We start from the raw sequence: 16,830 nt of genomic DNA, 5'->3' as shown, positions 1-16,830 counted from the left end.
CGGTACTAACGGGTGGATCTGTATTATTGATGACCCCGCCTGCTACACAAGTCCTCACTAATTCAAGTAAGCCTTCATCGACCACGGCAAACAAGTCGCAGGGCTCTCACTTCAGAACGTTTCAATTGAAAGTCTGGCGACCGAGTCTATAAGGTTACGATTTATCGAGAACGTAGCCTTGGGATGGCAAGAGCGGCCCCATTCAACAAATGATCCCCTCGACACTCGATCTCCAAAAGTCCTGCTGACGGCTCGAAGGTCACGGGCAAGCAAGATGCTAAGAGAGAGGTCTTTTGGAACGTCTGTGCGGAGTGCAGTTTTGTGTTCGCACGGCAGGTCGCCTTTTGGGGTGCTCTTCGGACGATTCTCAAACGGACCTCGAACGTTTTCGGATTATGTTCGAGCCTGTTCGATAACTGTTCGTGTTTTGATTTTGTATCTGCACTCCTAAGCCGACAGGCTTAGGGATGGTGTCTACCTCTCACTGCGCTGCCGCTGGCCCCGCCCATGCCGCTCGATGGCTCCCCAGTCGCACTTCGGTTCTCTTGAGAGCCGAGGAGCAGCCATGTTCCTCATAATTAGCGACACCCGCAGCGGAGGCGTCGGTCAAGGCCACGCAGTGCCGCGCCAGCGGTCGAAGCGCAGCTCAGAGCCTTGACGGACGCTGGAGCGTAGAGTACTGCGGCCAACGAAGCCTGCCCCTGTGTTTTGAATACGTTCCCGCACAGTAACCGCCGCATTTACGTAGAGCAATCACCTAACGCCGGTTCTTCCCCTTCGTCGTTCATTCCACTCACATTCACCCACAGCAACCCGTAGACACCAGCCCTTTCGCTGGTAGTGGGCCGTAGCCCGCTCATTCCAGAAGCGTTTCCGCAGGGGAATCGCAGGTTCCCCTATAGTTCCCATTCGGGGGGTGACGTGTCGGCATTGCACCCGCTGCGCAGCAGCACAGAAGTCTTGCTCTGAGACGGAAGCACACCAATCGCTCTGTATGGACGCGTAAACCATGCAAATCGAAAGGGAAGTTTTCATTTTGCATGGATAATCGAGCCCGCTACAGCCGTTATCGGCCAAGAATCTCCAAATCAACGACCTGCGGCTCATACACCAGCATGTAGTGTTCATTCAGCACAGAACCATTCACGAATTCGCATCCATTGCTACCACGCACACGCCCGTGTCCTCCATGGATATGCCCAAAGAGATGCAACCTGGGCGCGACCTTTTCAACGACTTCTGCCAATTCTTCGCAACCCAAATGGTCGGTCATCGGGCGAGATTGATCGAGAATTCCGAAGGGCGGTCCATGAGTCACCAGGACATCTGTCCCCATCGGGATTTTGTCCCAATGTCGGCGTATCGGCGCCCCACGCTGTACGTTGAAAGCCCAGTTGTTGAAGGGCGGCTGCACGGGTGATCCCCAGAACTTCAGACCTTCCACTTCGACCCCAGAGTCCTCCAGATAGACGCCATTTGTGATGAGGGCGCGAGCTGGCATCGAGTGCGACTCGAACAAGCGATCATGGTTTCCCGCGATGAGAATCTTGTGCGTATGAGGTTGCCGGCCGAGCCATGCATTGAAGTCGATGATCTCGCCCGGCGCATTGCCATAGGTCATGAAATCACCCGCATGAATCAGGATGTCACCCTCGGGCAAGCGGAGACCGGCGTGTTGTCCGTGTGTATCGCTGATACAGATAATTCGCACTTTCGCCATCGTCGGTAGCCCCCTACATTTCGTACTTTCCCGCCATCGTCTTCCCTACCTCAATATGCTTCGCTTTCGCTTCTGCCTTGACCTTCATGACCGCTTGAATCTCATCGAAGTGCCAAGGGCGAAAGTCGTGGCTATCCACTCCAACGTCCATCGAAAGCGACAGCGGATCATCCGGCAGGTTGCCATGTGAATGTCCATAGAGCTGCCACGTCCCGCGCGAGTGTTGCGCCCACACCTTCATGGCATAGTGGCAGAGAACGATTCCTTGGTTGCACACCTTGATCTCGGCCAGAGAACTCCAAGAAGTGAAGATTTGCTGTACCTTCCGCGCCGTCCTGTCGTGGTTTCCGTCTATGAAGTGGATTGTCTTGCAGGCGATCTGATCGCGATAGAAGGCAACAGCCTCCGGACCGCCCATGCAGAAGTCACCGAGGAAATAGAGCACGTCAGCTGGCTTTACCAACGCATTCAGACGTTCCAAGATGGCCGCGTTCATCTCCCGCGTGTCTGCGAACGGACGGTTGCAGTAGCGAATGATATTGAAGTGCCCCAGATGAAAGTCGGACGTAAACCAAGTGTCAGCCATAACGCCGTATTTGCAGAAACCTTGCTCTCTCTAATTGAAGTCGTGTTCATCTTTCGGATAGCTCATGATCCATATTGATGCTTGATTGCGAGCTCTAGCCTAGTAAAAGTCGCTTGGCATGATCGCACCGCCCGACTATGAGACGCGCTATTGCTTCAGTGGTGTTATCCACTTGTTCCAATGCCGGAAGCGCGGAAAGTATCTTTTCCATGACCTCCAGTACGCGACGCCGTACCATCGGTTTCGCAAGCCCCGCTTCTTCTGCAAACTGCTCGAAGTTGGGTGGCATCACCTTCTCGGATGAGTATTGACCGCCAAGTTTCATCGCCATGGACCGGCTGACCTCGGGATAGTAGACGGTACTGAGGCTGTCATACAGAGGCGACAAACTGACCCGCATATCGCCGGTTCCAATGCCTCGGTAGAGCAGGGAGAAGTTCTTGCCGTGGGCATCGTTGTTTCCGACGAGATAGTTGAATATCACCTCGTCGAGCAACCGAGAGAGGTCGATGACAGGGGTACTCGAAACCTCGCGCAGCAAAGCAAAGCATTGCTTGAGCGACGGCCCGCCCTCCTTCTGATACTTCATCTCCGAGACAATCCCCAACGCCTGACAGAAGTCCTCCTGATGCAGTCGCTCAAGAACCGGCTCTTGTCCAAGGTCCGCACGGTAGATGCGGTCGTAACGCTCCACCAGCAGGTACTCCATGCCTTCGACACTGCGCGCCTCTACCTTCGCTGTCGGAATCCCGATAGCGGCAGCGAGCTTCATACAGAGCGCCTCGTTGGCGACCACTCCCTCGAATCGATCTCCGCCTGGTTTCAAAATATGGGTGCTTGGCGCTCCACCCAGGGGGAGCGAGATCTCGCCGCCATCAACGCGCACTGCAACCTTATCTTGCGCCCCAGCAAGCGAAAGCCGGATTCCCTCTTCGCCGGCGAGCAGCGGACGCTTGGGAAGCTCTCTGAGGACGGCGGCGAGTTCTTCGCTGGAAAGCGTTCGGTAACGGTAGTCGCTCTCCGGCAACGGTTCGCCTACAGAAACGAAGGTGACGGCTCCGGCGCACTCACCGCCGATCTGCTCCAGCATGGCGTAGTCATTGCGGGCGCTGATGCCGAGATTGCGGGCGATGATCTCGCGCTTGCTCTCTTCCGGCAGGATGCCGCCAAAGTATCCTCGGCACTCGTTCCGGGAGAAGCGTTCTTTACGCAGTGGCAACGACTGTGACAGAGGAGCCGCCCCTGGTCTTTCCAGCCAACTCTCCGCGTACTGGAAGATCATCTGGCCGCCATTGTCCTGAGTGAGGTGGCCAACGAACTCGCTGTGCAGGTAAACATCTAGGGTCTTAGCCATGCGCTATTCTCCTTTCCCTGCCGCTGAAGGCGGAACGAGCGTCAGCTTGATTCCCAGCGTTTGGAGGATGGTCAGAGCCTTCCCGATCTCGCACGTTTCTTTACCCCGTTCGAGGTCCACGACGAAACGCAACCCCGTACCCGAGGTCAACGCCAACTCCCTCTGAGTAACCCCGAGCCCCTTCCGAGTCGCTCGAATTAGTGCCCCAATTTGCTCAACTGTTATTTTCATGGCACCTCTAAGATTCCCGTACGGGAATCTTAGCATGAACAGAATGCGTTAAGGGCAAGAATACCCCGAACGGGAACTTTCGGCTGAAATTGTCTGTAAGCTGAGGCTTCATTCCCGTTCGGTAACTCTGACGGATATGGAGTGCATTCAGACCGTCGGGTGGGCAGAAAAAAGACCGCTCTCACTTGGTGAGAGCAGCTTTCAGTGTGGGAAGACGGGCCTCTTAAAGAAGTGCCGAGCCCGCCAAAGGCGGGCTCGGCGGCCCATGAATCAACTGGCCTCCGCCAATGAAGACTCACGCGAGGAGGCTGACGCGGCCGATTCCAGAGCCGACAGGATGACCGCCGATGTCCTCTGGATGACCTCAAGGCTCTCGGTGAGAAGAGCTGCGTTGCCGTGGTACAGGTGGATGTAATCGGCTGACGCCCGGCCCGTGCTGAGTCCGATGGTCGTCCCCACGACAAACGCGATAGCCTCGGCCTCTGTCTCTCTCACTGTCTTGGTCGTCGCGGTACGCCGCTCGGCCTTATGGAGCATCTCGTGGGCGAGTTCACGGTGGGATACCAGAGCAGCAAGCTTTGACCGTCGGGGTCATCGGGATCGCGTTCCACTCGCGCCCGATCTGGATTCATGTTTGCTGCATTTAGGGTCTCCTGCAAAAGCACGCTCAACTGCTCTAGCATCGGGCCTAGGATGTACTCTTGACACGCAGCTTTGATGGCCTCCAGGCGGGCATTACGCTTCTTCCCGCTCATAGCCTCCAGTTCCTCGAAGGTCGTGGGCTATCCAATGTCTTCCCGGAAGACGGTGATGTCGATGTCTTTGGAGAAGCGTTCAATCAAGCCGTAGCCTTTGGAAAGCGACGTGCCCCCTTTGAAGAGCAGGCGTGGGCCACCGGCCTCCAATTCATTGAAGAGCGCGTCAAGTGTCCAGCAAACGCAGAAGTCTTTCTCGATGTTCTGCTCGTTTGTGCGGAGCCGGTCGGCGGCGCCCACGAAAAGGTCGCGGCACTCTTCGTCGCTCGCGGCTAGTACGGTTTGCATAGCCTCGATCATCGGTTAAGTGAAACCCTCTTCTTCTGAATGATAGGGGGCGGTGCTGGTGCGCGTCTGGCGAGCTTCCCTTTCTTTGCAGACTGCGGTACTCCGCCACTAACCTCCTGGAGTAGATCGCGCACGATGACCCGCATCCACTCCGGCATTGCCGACATTCCGCCGCGCAAATCGTTCTGAATGGCCTGTCCATGATCCGCGTCTTTGAGGATAGAGGCAAGGCGCTTGCGAAGGGTTCCATCATCGGAGGGAAGCATATCGCGCAGCCAATGCAGCGCCTGCACAAAGCGCATAGCGGGGCGGCCCGCCCAGTAGAGGCGGCTGGGAGCGGCTGACTGGAAGTCGAGAGTGAGGTTGCCGAGGGTGATGGGCCGCAAGCGTCCATCAGTGAGGACACCGATGCGCGTCGGAACTGCATCGGTGAGGCCAAGATCGTTGGCGGCGGTGAGGCCATCGACCACGATCCGAACTTTGCCCTTGCGAGCCAGCGCGTCGATCACGTCGCGAGGGTTTGGATAGGTAGGCTTTCCGGTAAGCCGATTGTCTTGGGGAGTGTCATAGAAGCCGCGCGCAATCCGCCGCAGGCTGCGGGAAGCAACCAGCCGATGGAGGGCCTGATCGACCGCCGTGCGGGGTCCCAGGTCGGCGAAGTCCTCCGGAGTCCAGACGCGCGGGTGCGGGGCGGAGATGCGGTCCCTGATGGCGGCTGGAATGCTGAATGCTGGAGTAGACATGGATAGGAGTGTGTCAGATAAATGTAGCAAAGTTCTTACTTTTTAGTATATTCAGATGTCAGGAAAATGCAACAAAATCCTGATGAGGCTCCATCCGCTTTACTATCTTCCTCGACCCGCTTCGGCTCTCCCGCCGACATCTCACCCTCCATGCTCGGAAGGCTTATCGCTTCGATGTCTTGGCTAAAAATGGGTAAGACCTGAACAGGACTTGCAAGCTCGAGGCCGGGTTGAAGCGTTACACTCTCGCTTCGAGGCGCTTGGGCAGGATCGCGCTCGGGACTTGCTCTGGAGCCATCTTGACCCAATCAACCGTGAACCGACCACGGTACCCGAAGAGCCCTCCCCAGATCCGGTTCCTGGCACTCACGTCGATGCAGAAGCATTCCTGATCGTTGTCATACCACTCACAAACATCTGCTACACCAGTGAAGAGCCAAGGAAAGCGAAAGGCGATTGGTCCTTCGTAGAAGCGTTGCTCTCCAGAGCGGAGCCTAAGGCCGCCATTGTCAGCAACGCTTACCTGTATATCCACCGCCAAGTGCTGGTGTGTGCCGAGGTAGTCGATGATGCAGCCGCGTTCTTCACTGAAGATCATGTAGGCGTCGAAGCGGCGCTTGCGTTTAGTGGAGAAGGTCCGCACCCAACTAACAGTTTCTCGACCGAGCGGATCAATGTAGGCGTAGTTCTCGATCGTGAATGGAACATCTTTTCCATGTTCGGGGAACATGATGCTCCGCCAAGTGCCGACGTACAAAAAAGGCAACGTATAGGGAGCTCCGTGCCATATCCGTTCCATCGTTCCGGTGCCCACTGCACCGACCCCCGACTGTGAATGGAGGGAGAACCGGCGTTGAATCTGGGGATGAAGCTTGAAGAAATCGGCACCAAGAGCGCGTTCGTAGATGGAGATCATGGTTGCTCCTTGGCCGGCTTGCGACGGCAGCGACTCGCTGAGGCCAGCATGGGTGAAGAAAGCCAGCCCGCAATGGAGAGCGAGATGACGGAGAGGTTTAGCGTTACAGGATTGAAAGCTGCCTGGATGTACTCCGGGGAATAATGAGCTACACCGAGTGTGGCTAAAGCCATGATCACGATATTGCCTGGGAAGATGTAGCGCCAACGCCAACCGCCCAAGATGATCAAGGCAAACACGATCTCAAGTGCCCCCAGCCAAGGCAGAAGCCTGATCGACAAACCAGCCTGAACGAGCATTGCCTGTTCGTCAACGTGGTGAAACAGAAGCTTTGGCACAAGCCCATGCCAGAACCAGATGGCCGCCAGGCTGATGCGGGCCACACCATGGATAAGGGAGAGCCTGAGCGTGGACTCGGGTGTCTGTCCGGTTTCAGCCCAAAGGCGAAGCCGGTCGAAGCTCCAGGCAGTTGCCCAGCCCATCAGGGGCCGGAAGAGCAGGCGGTCGACCCAGCGCCCCAGAGTGCCAAAGCGCACCTCGTAGTCGTACCAGGTAAGGAAACGTACGCCACGCGTGTTAGGAAGGTAGCGCCAATAACCGGACCCAGTTGTGATGAGCGACTTCCAATCGTCCGACGCAAATCGCAGCGAAGATGTTCGAGCTCCTCCTGGAGAGTCCCGCTGCCCCATGCTCTCGCCGGTGCCGGCGACAGCAAGACCGAAGCCTATGCGTGTCTGATAGAGAAAACGTTGCGGTTCGTTAGGATTCGGTCGCGGGAGGTACTCAATCTCGCTGAAGCGCAGGTCCCAGCGCTAATGCGAAGCCGGATCCTGGCTGAGGCGCCAAACTAGATCGATGTCAGCTTGGATGTCGATCTCAATGTATAGACCAGACGTTGCGGTCACAGGGCATACCTCCGCGAGCGGGCAACGAGGTCCAGCGCAGCCTGGTGCCATGTTGGATAGCGGAATGTAAACCCTGCATCAAGTAGTCGACCCGGCACAACGCGGCGGCTCTTCAGAACTAACTCGGATTCGGTGCGGAGCAGGAACGTACCGATCTCGAGCATCCACGGTAGCGTCGGCACACCGAAGCGAGCCCCCCACGCTTCGCGCAGAATACGGAGAAACTGCGAGTTTGGAAGTGGAAGAGGAGACGCAACGTTTACAGGTCCTGAAATGGCCGGATTGGCGATCAAGAATTCGACTGTCCGGATAAAGTCGACCTCATGGATCCAGGAAACAAACTGTGTTCCGGGTAGATTCGTACCACCTAGGCCGTGACGAACCAGTTTCGAGAAGACATCGAAGACGCCCCCGCGGTCGGGACTGAAGGTCATGGCACTTCGCAGAGCCACCTGACGCGTCCCTGGAGTCTTGATGGAGAAGAACGCCTCTTCCCAGGCTTTTGCGACTCCGATGGAGAAGTTCCACGTATCCGGTGCTCCCGGCTCGTTTCCTCCCAATTCTCCACTGGCTTCATCCATCGAGAGATCAAGCGCATGACGATAAATAGTCGCGGTGCTGGCGTTGAGCCAGACTTCAGGCGGCCTCTCAAGCCGCGTGATCGCTTCATGGAGAACCGCCGTGGACAGAACGCGTGAGTTTAAAATGTCGCTACGGTTCCGCTTGTTATAGCGGCAATTCACACTTCTGCCTGCAAGATTGATCCAGACATCGCTATCGTCTACGTCCGCAAGCCAAGGCCCCAGTGTTGCACCGTCCCAGTGAAGCGTTTGCCATGGCGTTTTCTGTACGTGCCGGCTCAGGACTAAGACTCGGTTGCCCTCGTTGTGAAAGTGTCGAGCAAGAATGGTGCCAACCTGTCCGCTTCCACCTGCAATGACGATTTTCATAAGGATGAGCACCTTTCCTGATCCGGCTCGCTCTGCAGATACCGCTGCCAGTCTGAGGATTCGGCCACCTGCCTGATGACAGCGTTTCGCTCACGCAGAAGAGCAAGCATGTAGCGGCGCAGGAAGATAGCCTCGGCAATCGGACCAAGCACCGGAAGAGGGGCCGCGATACAGAAGCGATCGGTCATCTCGGTGATACCAGGCTCGACGGAGCGGAAAAGGTGGTCGGCCTGCATGAAGCGGAAGATCCCTCGGACCATCGTTACCTGAAAATATCGAGGCGGCTCCATAGCGGTCGTCTTGCTGGTCAGGGTCTGCCAGACGCCGAAGTGTTTCGCCCGCCACGTCACCTCCTGTGATAGCCCCACAAGGCCGGACGTAATACCGCCGAGGGCCATGGCTTGTTCTCCGGAGTGAACGTTTGCGAGTAAGTGAACTTCAACACTTCGGGAGAGATCGAAGCAGCGCTCAATCGGGGCATGGATGAGGGTGGTTTCGTCGATTCGGATCATAGGGCATCACCTGGGAGCAGTTCAGCTTGTTGCAACAACTCGAGAACCGCCTTCCGGATGGGCTTCAGGATGGCAAGTTTTGCGAGCCCAAGCAGCTTCAATGTCAGGTTCAGGGCACCATCCGCCATTCGGCGTGTTCGTTGCTGGTTTTCGGAGTCGTCGTAGAGAAACATCACCAGCAGTCCCATCTGCAACGCCCAGAGTGCAAGCGGAAGCAGGACACGAAGGTCCTGAGGGAGCTTTTCCTCTGCGATGGCGTCCTGGAACACCTGGGTGCTACGACGGCGAATCTCGGCGGTGCCAGGACCGAGGCAGGAGAGTGGATGGTGGGGCTCCCCGGTATACCTGAAAACCACTCCGAGCAGGTTGCGATCATCCTTGGTCAAGTCAAACTTTGAATGCAGAGCTGTGACCAAACGAGTCTTCAGATCTCTGGTCGTATTGAAGAGTTCGCCGCAAAGACGCTCCTGCGCGGTCTGAACATTCTCGTAATAAGCCTGGATCAAAGCTTCTTTGCTGGGGAAGTAGTAGTAGGCGGCGCTCTTCACGACGCCGGCATGAGCTGCGATGGCTTGCATGGTGGTGGCATCAAATCCGCGCTCCCGGAAGAGCTCGAGAGCGCTCGAAAAAATTTGTTTGCGGGTTTGCTCGCCTTTGTCCGTTGCCAACTCGTTTTTGACCATGGTCAAATCATGCGCGTTCGAGTCATGGACGTCAATAACTATTTGAACGTGGTCAAATCTAGAAGATTAAGGACTGACTGGCTAGATCGTGATCCATTGGACTGGGATATTGAATCTCGCAAAAGCAATTAGCTGCTATCCAGCGGACGAACATCGAGAGACACTCTAAACAGGCAGCGCGGTTGGCGAGATGGGTGAAAATCCAATCCCTACCTGTGCGCGACCCCACGCGCGAGCAAGATTATCCAAATTGAACAGATCGGCAAAGCGCAGCCACCCAATTTCCTCAACAGCCACCAAAACAGCCACCTGACCAAAACGAAAAAAGCCGCCTCTCGGGTGGCTCCTGCAACTTATTCATTTCTATGGTGTTTATGGCTCCTGAGGTAGGACTCGAACCTACAACCCTTCGGTTAACAGCCGAATGCTCTGCCATTGAGCTACTCAGGATCGCGTGGGAAACGCTTTCGATTAAAGTGGCCGCCCGTATCGACTTCTTCTAGGGCCGCACGACTTCGCTCTTGATCTTTTATACCAAACCATCGCCCATGGGTCAAAGGCCCTCGCAGTTCCTCTGTGGAACACGCTAGCGTTTATCATTACCAGCACACAGGGAGGAAGCACACGATGCCACGCATTAGCCGCCTAAACCGCTCCGAGGTCGCACCCGAACTTCGCGATGTCTACGACCAGTTTCTACAGGACCGCGGCAATGTACCTTACTTCTTCCGCACCCTCGCGCATCGTCCAGAGATCTTCAAGACCGCTACAGCGCATATGCACGCAGTGCTCAACACCGGCACGCTCCCCCCTCGCCTGAAGGAGCTCTTGGTCGTTCGCACCTCGCAGCTCAACTGCACGTCCTACTGCCTTGCGAGTCATACGGCCATCAGCCTTCGCCTCGGCACAACCCCGGAGCAGATCGAAGCCCTCACCAAGTGGCGCGACAGCAGCCTTTTCAGCGAGGCCGAAAGGGTCGCGCTGCACATGGCCGAAATCATGACCTCGGATTCCCTGCACTACTCCGAAGAAGACCTCTCTGACCTCAAGCGCTTCTATTCCGAAGGCGAAGTCATCGAGCTCATGGCCGCTGTCGGGCTCTTCAACTACTTCAACCGCTTCAACAATATGTTGCAGATGGAACCCACCAGGCCAGCCAGCGCCGAAGAGCTTGCCGAAGCGGGCGTCACTCCCGTCACGGCCTGATCCGAGAACGCCGGGCGGCCTCTACGGATACAGCAGCACCGCCACGTTGTACGCCGAGAAGTTCTTCGTCCCACTTGCCGGACATGCCCCCACAATGGCCTCCCGATATTTACCGGAGCCCAGCTTGTCCACCAGTGCATTCGGCAGGTGGTCCAGTTCGCCTGCGGTGAACCGCATCACAAACCAGGGTCGCCGTCTGCCAGCGTACCCACTGTCCATCTCACAGGTGCGGCGTGCGTCCTCGCTCGTTGGCAGGATCTCAATCGTCGCTGCGTCCTGAACCAGCAGCGCGACGCGCTCCTCCTGCTCCGCAAGTGACAGTTCCACAACCACGTGATCGAAGTCCTCCACCGCAAACAACTCGCCATCCCGTCGCACCACGCGGATGGCCGCCCGGTTGACCGTTCCGTCCAGGATGTTGTCCCGATGATGCGGCGACTTCATCCACATATCGTGGATCTCCACCGCGTTCGGCGCCATCGCCACATTCTCCGAGATGACGCTGAAGTGCGCGCCCGCTCGGGCACCGCGAGCTGACAACTCCGGTTCGCCGCTGAACTGGTGCGAGATCGTGCCGCGCTCCGCCATCTCGTCCGCATGGTACGTAGCAGCGCGATACAGCGCTGCATCCCAGCGCACCGGCTTCAGATGTCGCTGCACCCGCTCTGCGTTCAATGCATTGAATAGATACTGCTCGGCCACTGAGGTCTGCTGACCCCGCGCCACCGGCAAGGTCGACCCCAGCGACAACAACGCGAAGAAGAGGCAGATCACCCAGCTAGGTTTCATATGTGTGTAGACACCGATCAGGGAAAGATGATGCGGTGCCGATATAACTTCTCCGCTCTAGGCTCAACTTCGCAGCTCTGGCAGCCGATCGCGCCATCGCTTCAACAGACCGTACAGCTTCCGCGCCTCCCAGTAGCGCGGAGCAAAGCGTCTCGGCTGATGCAGCGTTCGTAGCAGCCAGCCCAAATAGAAGCGATCCGCCCAAACCGGAATAGCAACCTGCTCGCCAGTCAGGAAGCCGATCGCCGCGCCCACGCAGTGGATAGCTGGCAGATAGCTTAGATTTTTCTTCAGATAGGCTCCGAGCGGCTCCTGTGTGCCGCCACCAATGCCCAGAAGAATATGTCGCGGACGCAGCTGCTCGATCCGTGCCAGCAGCGCTGGATCGGCCACAACGACTGATTCCCCGGAGGGATACATCGGCGCGACGTACAGGTGCGTCGATGGCACCTCGATGCCCTGTCTTCCCAACCAGCGCGACGTCCGCGACACCGAACGTTCGCTGGGCATGATCCATAGCGTCTGCCCTGCTACGCGAAAGCACTCCAGCTGCAGTAGTTCGCGCATATACGTAAGCCCCGACACTCTTCGGATCCGGTCCTGCTCAAACCGGTTCCACAGCAGCACCATGAACGCCGAGTCGGTGAGGACGATGTCCCCGGCCAGGAGCGCCTCGCGATATACGCGGTTCGTTGCAATCTCCACCAGAGCTGGCGCAGCCGGTATCAGCACCAGCCCACCCGCGGCAGAGCGTTCTACCGCTTCAGCTGCCGTGCCGAGAAAAAAACGCACTCCAAGAATCGTGCGCTGCCCGGGATCGAGAGAGAGGGTTGTCATGATGCTTTAGAGCGGTAACGCCCTGCTACTTCCCCTTTGCTCCAGAGAGCATCTGCTGCTCGATCCAGTGGTAGGTCTTTTCCATGCCTTCGCGCAGCCGAATGGAAGGCTCCCAACCCAGCTTCTCCAGGATCAAGGTGTTATCAGAGTTACGACCGTTCACTCCCTTCGGAGCACTCAGGTTATAGCTGCGCACGAGCTTGACACCCGCGATCTCTTCCACCATATCGACGAGCCCGTTGATCGTCACCAGCTCGTTCGAACCCAGGTTGATCGGTTCGTCTATCTCGCTCGCCGCGATATCGATCGTACCCTTCACGCAGTCGTCGATGTACATGAAGCTGCGTGTCTGACGTCCATCGCCCCAGATCTCGATCTCGTGCCTGCCGGAGTGCTTCGCCTCCAGCACCTTGCGACAGATCGCCGCCGGCGCTTTCTCGCGACCGCCGTCCCAGGTACCCAACGGACCGTACACATTATGGTAGCGAGCCACCCGCGCTACCAGCCCGAAGTCCTCCTCGAAGTGCCGACACATCCGTTCGGAGAAAAGCTTCTCCCATCCATAGCCATCCTCCGGCAGCGCTGGGTACGCGTCAGACTCCTTCAACGCAATCACGTCTGCGCTTGTCTGTTTGTCGCCGTTATAGACGCATGCGGAAGACGAATAAAAGAACCGCTCCACACCCTGCTGACGCGCCGCCATCAACATGTGCGTATTCGTCAACACGCTCAACATGCACAGGGCCTTGTTGTTCTCGATAAAACCCATCCCACCCATATCCGCAGCCAGCTGAAACACCAGCTCTGTGTCTTTGGTGGCGCGCAGGCAGTGGTTCAGGTCCTTCAGATCGAGCGACAGATTCTCGGCATCCTTAGCGGTCTGGTACCACCCGCCGAGCGGCTTCACATCGACGGCGCGGACCGAAGCAGCGCCGTTCGCCAGCAGATGTTGCACCAGGTGCCCACCGATAAAGCCACCCGCCCCGCAAACCACAACGCGCTTACCCTCAAAACTCATGCCCGCCAGACTCCATGGAAAACTTGCTACCGTTAGTGAAGCGTGACCTGCAAGAATAAGATCGACAGAAAGCAGGCTTTAGATGAAGATAACCCGAATCTGTACCTTCAAACCAGAGACCAGGCCCGCGTGAAGGCATGGATGTCCCATAATCGCCTTGCAGCGGCAGGAGTAACGCTGCTGTTTTTCTTCACATTGTGCGCTCTGCTTGCACCTTGGATCGCTCCGCATGATCCCGCGAAGCTTAACCTCTCTGCACGACTCATTGGGCCCTCCGCGTCGCATTGGTTCGGCACGGATGAGCTCGGTCGCGATGTCTTCTCGCGCACACTCTATGGCGCGCGCGTCTCTCTCTCTGTGGCTGTCGCCGTTGTCGCCCTCTCGCTCGCGCTCGGTCTTGCCTTCGGCATGGCCGCAGGCTTTTACGGTGGCTGGATAGATACCGTTGTGAACGTTTACCTCACCAATGCATTCCTCGCGTTGCCCGGTATCCTGCTTGCCGTGGCATTCGTGGCGTTCCTCGGTCCGAGCCTTGTCAACCTCATTCTCGCCCTGGCTCTCGCAGGCTGGGTGAACTACGCCAGGCTCGTTCGCGCACAGGTTCTCAGCGTGAAAGAGAGAGAGTACGTGCAGGCAGCGCGTTCACTCGGCGCTTCCGACCTGCGGCTGATGACCCGGCATATCCTGCCCAACATCGTGCAGCCCCTGCTGGTTCAGGCCGCCGTCGGCATGGCTACTGCTGTGCTCGCTGAAGCTACCCTCAGCTTCCTTGGTCTCGGCGTTCAACCGCCCACCGCAACCTGGGGCGCGATGCTCAATGACGCCCGCTCACATCTCTTCGAGTCTCCCTATCTCGTCTTCTTCCCGGCTGTCGCCGTCGCTCTCTGTGTGCTCGCCTTCAACTTCGTTGGCGATGGCCTGCGTGATTATCTCGATCCTCGCAGCCGATCCGCAAACCACGATGGTGGCCTCTAATGCGCATAGGAGTCATCTCCGACACTCATGGAATGCTCCGACCTGAGGCCCTTGCTGCCTTGGCAGATGTCGATCACATTCTTCATGCCGGCGACGTCGGCAACCCAGAGATCCTGGATCGCCTTCGGGAGCTTGCACCCGTTACGGCCATTCGCGGCAACGTGGATATCCATGGGGACTGCGCTCTCCTGCCTGCGACCGAGATGGTCGAACTCGCCGGTTGCTTCGTGTACCTTGTCCACTCCCTGGACTGGATCGACATCCTGCCCCGGGTCGCAGGGGTGAAGCTGGTCGTAAGCGGACACTCGCACAAACCGGATATCGCGTTGCGCGACGAAGTCCTCTTTCTGAATCCAGGCAGCGCAGGACCGAGACGCTTCAAGCTCCCCGTTACAATAGCGATTGTCTCGATCGAACAAGGCCTGCCACAAGCTCGGATCGTCGAACTGGCAACGCCGTAACCATCAAAGAGCCGTCGCGGGGATGACTCTCGTCGGCGCATCTTTCTTCGCAGGTTCAGGCGCTGGCAAAGGGGGCGCGGCGATGGGATGGGGTGCGGACTTCTCCCATCCAAACGTGACGGTAGAGAGAATATCGACCATGCGCTGATCCACCGCTCGCACCTGTTCCAGGCTGATGGGCTCAGCACCACTACCTTCAGGACAAAAGGTATTGATCGCCAGGTCGAATCGATAGCACGCGTGCTTGTGCCAGGCGGTATAGACCTCGTCGCGGGCCTCGATGCAGACGCGCCCATGCTCGTCGTGTCCGTGGGCGAAGGTGATCCCCGCAACATCCTGAACGTCTTTATGGTTTTGCGGTGTCTCCACCTTTGACGACACCGGAGCGGTCGAGGCGAACTCGGCCGGGTCGATCGCTGCCCCTCCGCTCGGTATCGTCGCCTGCGCGGCACATTCCACGTCCGTCGTCTTGGGTTCGACACTGAAGTAGAAGATCGCCCCCGAGAGCGTCGAGCGAGCGAATGGGTTGAAGTCCAGCATCGCCAGCCCGCGCAGCTGCGACTTCTGAGGAGCCGAACGCGCGTCAAGATGGAAGGTGCTCACCTGGTAATCCTTGCGGGCGACCTCCCACCCGCGCGGCACTGTGAAGCTTACCTGATAGTGCTTGTCTACAAACGCCTGCGTTTTGGATTCCGCCGGTTCGGCCTCAGGAACAGGAACTGGCTTCGACGCCTTCTGGGCGACGCCGGCAGCGGATACAAGAGCAAGCAGTACAAGATAGGCAGGTTTCATGGAATAAGTCTCGGAGTTTGGACGCGGATTCAACGTACGTTGATCGAAGAATACGGGAACTCAAATGCGTTGTCTTGAGTACCAAGGACGAGCGTTTCATGCGACCACAGTCGTCTAGCGCCTCATGCGAGGATCGGCCAGCGCATACAGTGAGTCCGTTAACAAATTCACCGCCACATACGTCAGGCCAATCGCAAGAATGCACCCTTGCACCAACGCATAGTCGCGATTCGAGATGGCCGACAGCGTCAGCCGCCCCAGACCCGGCCAGCTGAAGATCGTCTCCGTCACAATCGCTCCGGATAACAACGATCCAAACTGCAGCCCAAGCACCGTCAACACCGGGTTCAGAGCGTTCCGCAGCGCGTGCCGATACACGACTGTGCGCTCCGAAAGACCCTTGGCTCGGGCCGTGCGAATGTAGTCCTGTGAGAGTTCTTCGAGCATCGACGTTCGCACCATGCGAGTGAGGATCGCCGCCATTCCCACACCGAGAGTCACCGCAGGCAGGATCAGGTGTGCGAGAAAGCCCGCGGTGCCAACCCCAGCGCCAGCAACAGGCAGCCAGCCGAGTCCTATGGCAAAGAACACGATCAGAATAGGCCCGAGCGCAAAGTTGGGAAACGAAAGCCCGAAGAGACTGACTACGCCAAGCGTGCGATCAGGCCACTCGTTCTGACGCCGTGCAGAGGCAACGCCTGCAGGGATAGCCAGCAACGCGCCAATCACTGTCGCCGCCACTGTGAGCGCAAGCGTGTAGGGATAACGCTGCAGTATGAGGTGCAGCACGGAGTCATGCAGCCGCAGCGAGCGACCCAGGTCGCCATGAAGCAGCCCGGTCCAATACTCCAGATACTGTGTGTGCAGAGGCAAGTCGAGCCGCAATTGATGGCGAAACGCCTCGATGTCCGTTGCTGTCGCTCCATCTCCAAGCATCTGCACGATGGGGTCGCCCGGAACGATATGGATCAGCAGGAAGACAACCGTAACGACCAGCCAGATGACAGGCAGGGTGATGACGACGCGTTTCAGTATGCGAAGGAATGCAGCCATAGTGCATGGTCAGAATACATGGCGGACGCTCGTGCTTCACACGTTGCTGTCCTTCG

General features: G+C 57.6%; 18 protein-coding genes, 1 tRNA gene and 1 pseudogene. 3 read left to right on the top strand and 17 right to left on the bottom strand.

Going from position 1 to position 16,830, the window contains the following annotated elements; all coding sequences use genetic code 11:
* Positions 1-1,066: 1,066 nt before the first annotated feature.
* The 12 genes and pseudogenes from OHL14_RS03085 to OHL14_RS03030 form a co-directional block, all read right to left on the bottom strand.
* The gene (locus OHL14_RS03085) at positions 1,067-1,720 is read right to left on the bottom strand and encodes a metallophosphatase domain-containing protein (protein ID WP_263377843.1); all 654 of its coding nucleotides are present in this window, start codon (positions 1,718-1,720) and stop codon (positions 1,067-1,069) included.
* 13 nt (positions 1,721-1,733) lie between these two features.
* Positions 1,734-2,306 (bottom strand): metallophosphoesterase, encoded by a 573-nt coding sequence (locus OHL14_RS03080; protein ID WP_263377842.1) that lies wholly within the window; start codon positions 2,304-2,306, stop codon positions 1,734-1,736.
* A gap of 94 nt (positions 2,307-2,400) precedes the next feature.
* Complete coding sequence (locus OHL14_RS03075; protein ID WP_263377841.1) at positions 2,401-3,660, bottom strand: type II toxin-antitoxin system HipA family toxin; 1,260 nt, start codon at positions 3,658-3,660, stop codon at positions 2,401-2,403.
* A gap of 501 nt (positions 3,661-4,161) precedes the next feature.
* Positions 4,162-4,443, bottom strand: a pseudogene (locus OHL14_RS03070) (DUF1738 domain-containing protein); the annotation flags it as partial.
* 230 nt (positions 4,444-4,673) lie between these two features.
* On the bottom strand, positions 4,674-4,934 hold the full coding sequence (locus OHL14_RS20150; protein WP_396270800.1) for a nucleotidyl transferase AbiEii/AbiGii toxin family protein: 261 nt from the start codon (positions 4,932-4,934) through the stop codon (positions 4,674-4,676).
* 8 nt (positions 4,935-4,942) lie between these two features.
* Complete coding sequence (locus OHL14_RS03060; RefSeq protein WP_263377839.1) at positions 4,943-5,677, bottom strand: DUF6088 family protein; 735 nt, start codon at positions 5,675-5,677, stop codon at positions 4,943-4,945.
* A gap of 238 nt (positions 5,678-5,915) precedes the next feature.
* Complete coding sequence (locus tag OHL14_RS03055; RefSeq protein WP_263377838.1) at positions 5,916-6,593, bottom strand: DUF4166 domain-containing protein; 678 nt, start codon at positions 6,591-6,593, stop codon at positions 5,916-5,918.
* Positions 6,590-7,282, bottom strand: a complete 693-nt coding sequence (locus OHL14_RS03050; RefSeq protein WP_263377837.1) for a DoxX-like family protein — start codon at positions 7,280-7,282, stop codon at positions 6,590-6,592. Before OHL14_RS03050 ends, OHL14_RS03055 begins: the two co-directional genes overlap by 4 nt.
* 212 nt (positions 7,283-7,494) lie before the next feature.
* Entirely contained in the window at positions 7,495-8,448 is a 954-nt protein-coding gene (locus OHL14_RS03045) for a TIGR01777 family oxidoreductase (RefSeq protein WP_263377836.1), read from the bottom strand.
* Positions 8,445-8,960 carry an SRPBCC family protein gene (locus OHL14_RS03040; protein ID WP_263377835.1) on the bottom strand — a complete coding sequence of 172 codons (516 nt, stop codon included), beginning with the start codon at positions 8,958-8,960 and terminating at the stop codon, positions 8,445-8,447. The genes OHL14_RS03045 and OHL14_RS03040 overlap by 4 nt, the downstream gene beginning before the upstream one ends.
* Entirely contained in the window at positions 8,957-9,643 is a 687-nt protein-coding gene (locus OHL14_RS03035; RefSeq protein ID WP_263377834.1) for a TetR/AcrR family transcriptional regulator, read from the bottom strand. Before OHL14_RS03035 ends, OHL14_RS03040 begins: the two co-directional genes overlap by 4 nt.
* Positions 9,644-10,018: 375 nt before the next feature.
* Positions 10,019-10,093: transfer RNA gene (locus tag OHL14_RS03030), tRNA-Asn, on the bottom strand.
* 177 nt (positions 10,094-10,270) lie between these two features.
* Here OHL14_RS03030 and OHL14_RS03025 point away from each other — a divergent pair.
* The gene (locus OHL14_RS03025) at positions 10,271-10,849 is read left to right on the top strand and encodes a carboxymuconolactone decarboxylase family protein (RefSeq protein WP_263377833.1); all 579 of its coding nucleotides are present in this window, start codon (positions 10,271-10,273) and stop codon (positions 10,847-10,849) included.
* A 21-nt stretch (positions 10,850-10,870) separates the two neighbouring features.
* Here the strand turns inward: OHL14_RS03025 and OHL14_RS03020 are convergent, their stop codons facing one another.
* The 3 genes from OHL14_RS03020 to OHL14_RS03010 all read right to left on the bottom strand — a co-directional run bounded on the left by OHL14_RS03020 (position 10,871) and on the right by OHL14_RS03010 (position 13,493).
* A complete protein-coding gene (locus OHL14_RS03020) occupies positions 10,871-11,638 on the bottom strand; it encodes a CAP domain-containing protein (protein WP_263377832.1) in 768 nt (255 codons plus the stop codon).
* A 63-nt stretch (positions 11,639-11,701) separates the two neighbouring features.
* Positions 11,702-12,475 carry a WecB/TagA/CpsF family glycosyltransferase gene (locus OHL14_RS03015; protein ID WP_263377831.1) on the bottom strand — a complete coding sequence of 258 codons (774 nt, stop codon included), beginning with the start codon at positions 12,473-12,475 and terminating at the stop codon, positions 11,702-11,704.
* 25 nt (positions 12,476-12,500) lie between these two features.
* Complete coding sequence (locus tag OHL14_RS03010) at positions 12,501-13,493, bottom strand: NAD-dependent epimerase/dehydratase family protein (RefSeq protein ID WP_263377830.1); 993 nt, start codon at positions 13,491-13,493, stop codon at positions 12,501-12,503.
* Positions 13,494-13,634: 141 nt separating this feature from the next.
* Here OHL14_RS03010 and OHL14_RS03005 point away from each other — a divergent pair, with 141 nt between their 5' ends.
* Positions 13,635-14,468, top strand: coding sequence for an ABC transporter permease (locus OHL14_RS03005; protein ID WP_263377829.1), 834 nt, complete (start codon positions 13,635-13,637; stop codon positions 14,466-14,468).
* Entirely contained in the window at positions 14,468-14,929 is a 462-nt protein-coding gene (locus tag OHL14_RS03000; RefSeq protein WP_263377828.1) for a metallophosphoesterase family protein, read from the top strand. Before OHL14_RS03005 ends, OHL14_RS03000 begins: the two co-directional genes overlap by 1 nt.
* 3 nt (positions 14,930-14,932) lie before the next feature.
* On the opposite strand, the gene OHL14_RS02995 is transcribed toward OHL14_RS03000, so the two are convergent.
* Positions 14,933-15,721: a hypothetical protein gene (locus OHL14_RS02995; RefSeq protein ID WP_263377827.1), complete on the bottom strand. Its 789-nt coding sequence runs from the start codon at positions 15,719-15,721 to the stop codon at positions 14,933-14,935.
* A 114-nt stretch (positions 15,722-15,835) separates the two neighbouring features.
* Complete coding sequence (locus tag OHL14_RS02990) at positions 15,836-16,774, bottom strand: ABC transporter permease (RefSeq protein ID WP_263377826.1); 939 nt, start codon at positions 16,772-16,774, stop codon at positions 15,836-15,838.
* Positions 16,775-16,830 lie beyond the last annotated feature (56 nt).

Origin of the sequence: Granulicella paludicola, assembly GCF_025685545.1 — a bacterium.
GTDB lineage: Bacteria > Acidobacteriota > Terriglobia > Terriglobales > Acidobacteriaceae > Granulicella > Granulicella paludicola.
This window is presented reverse-complemented; position numbering and strand designations above follow the sequence as displayed.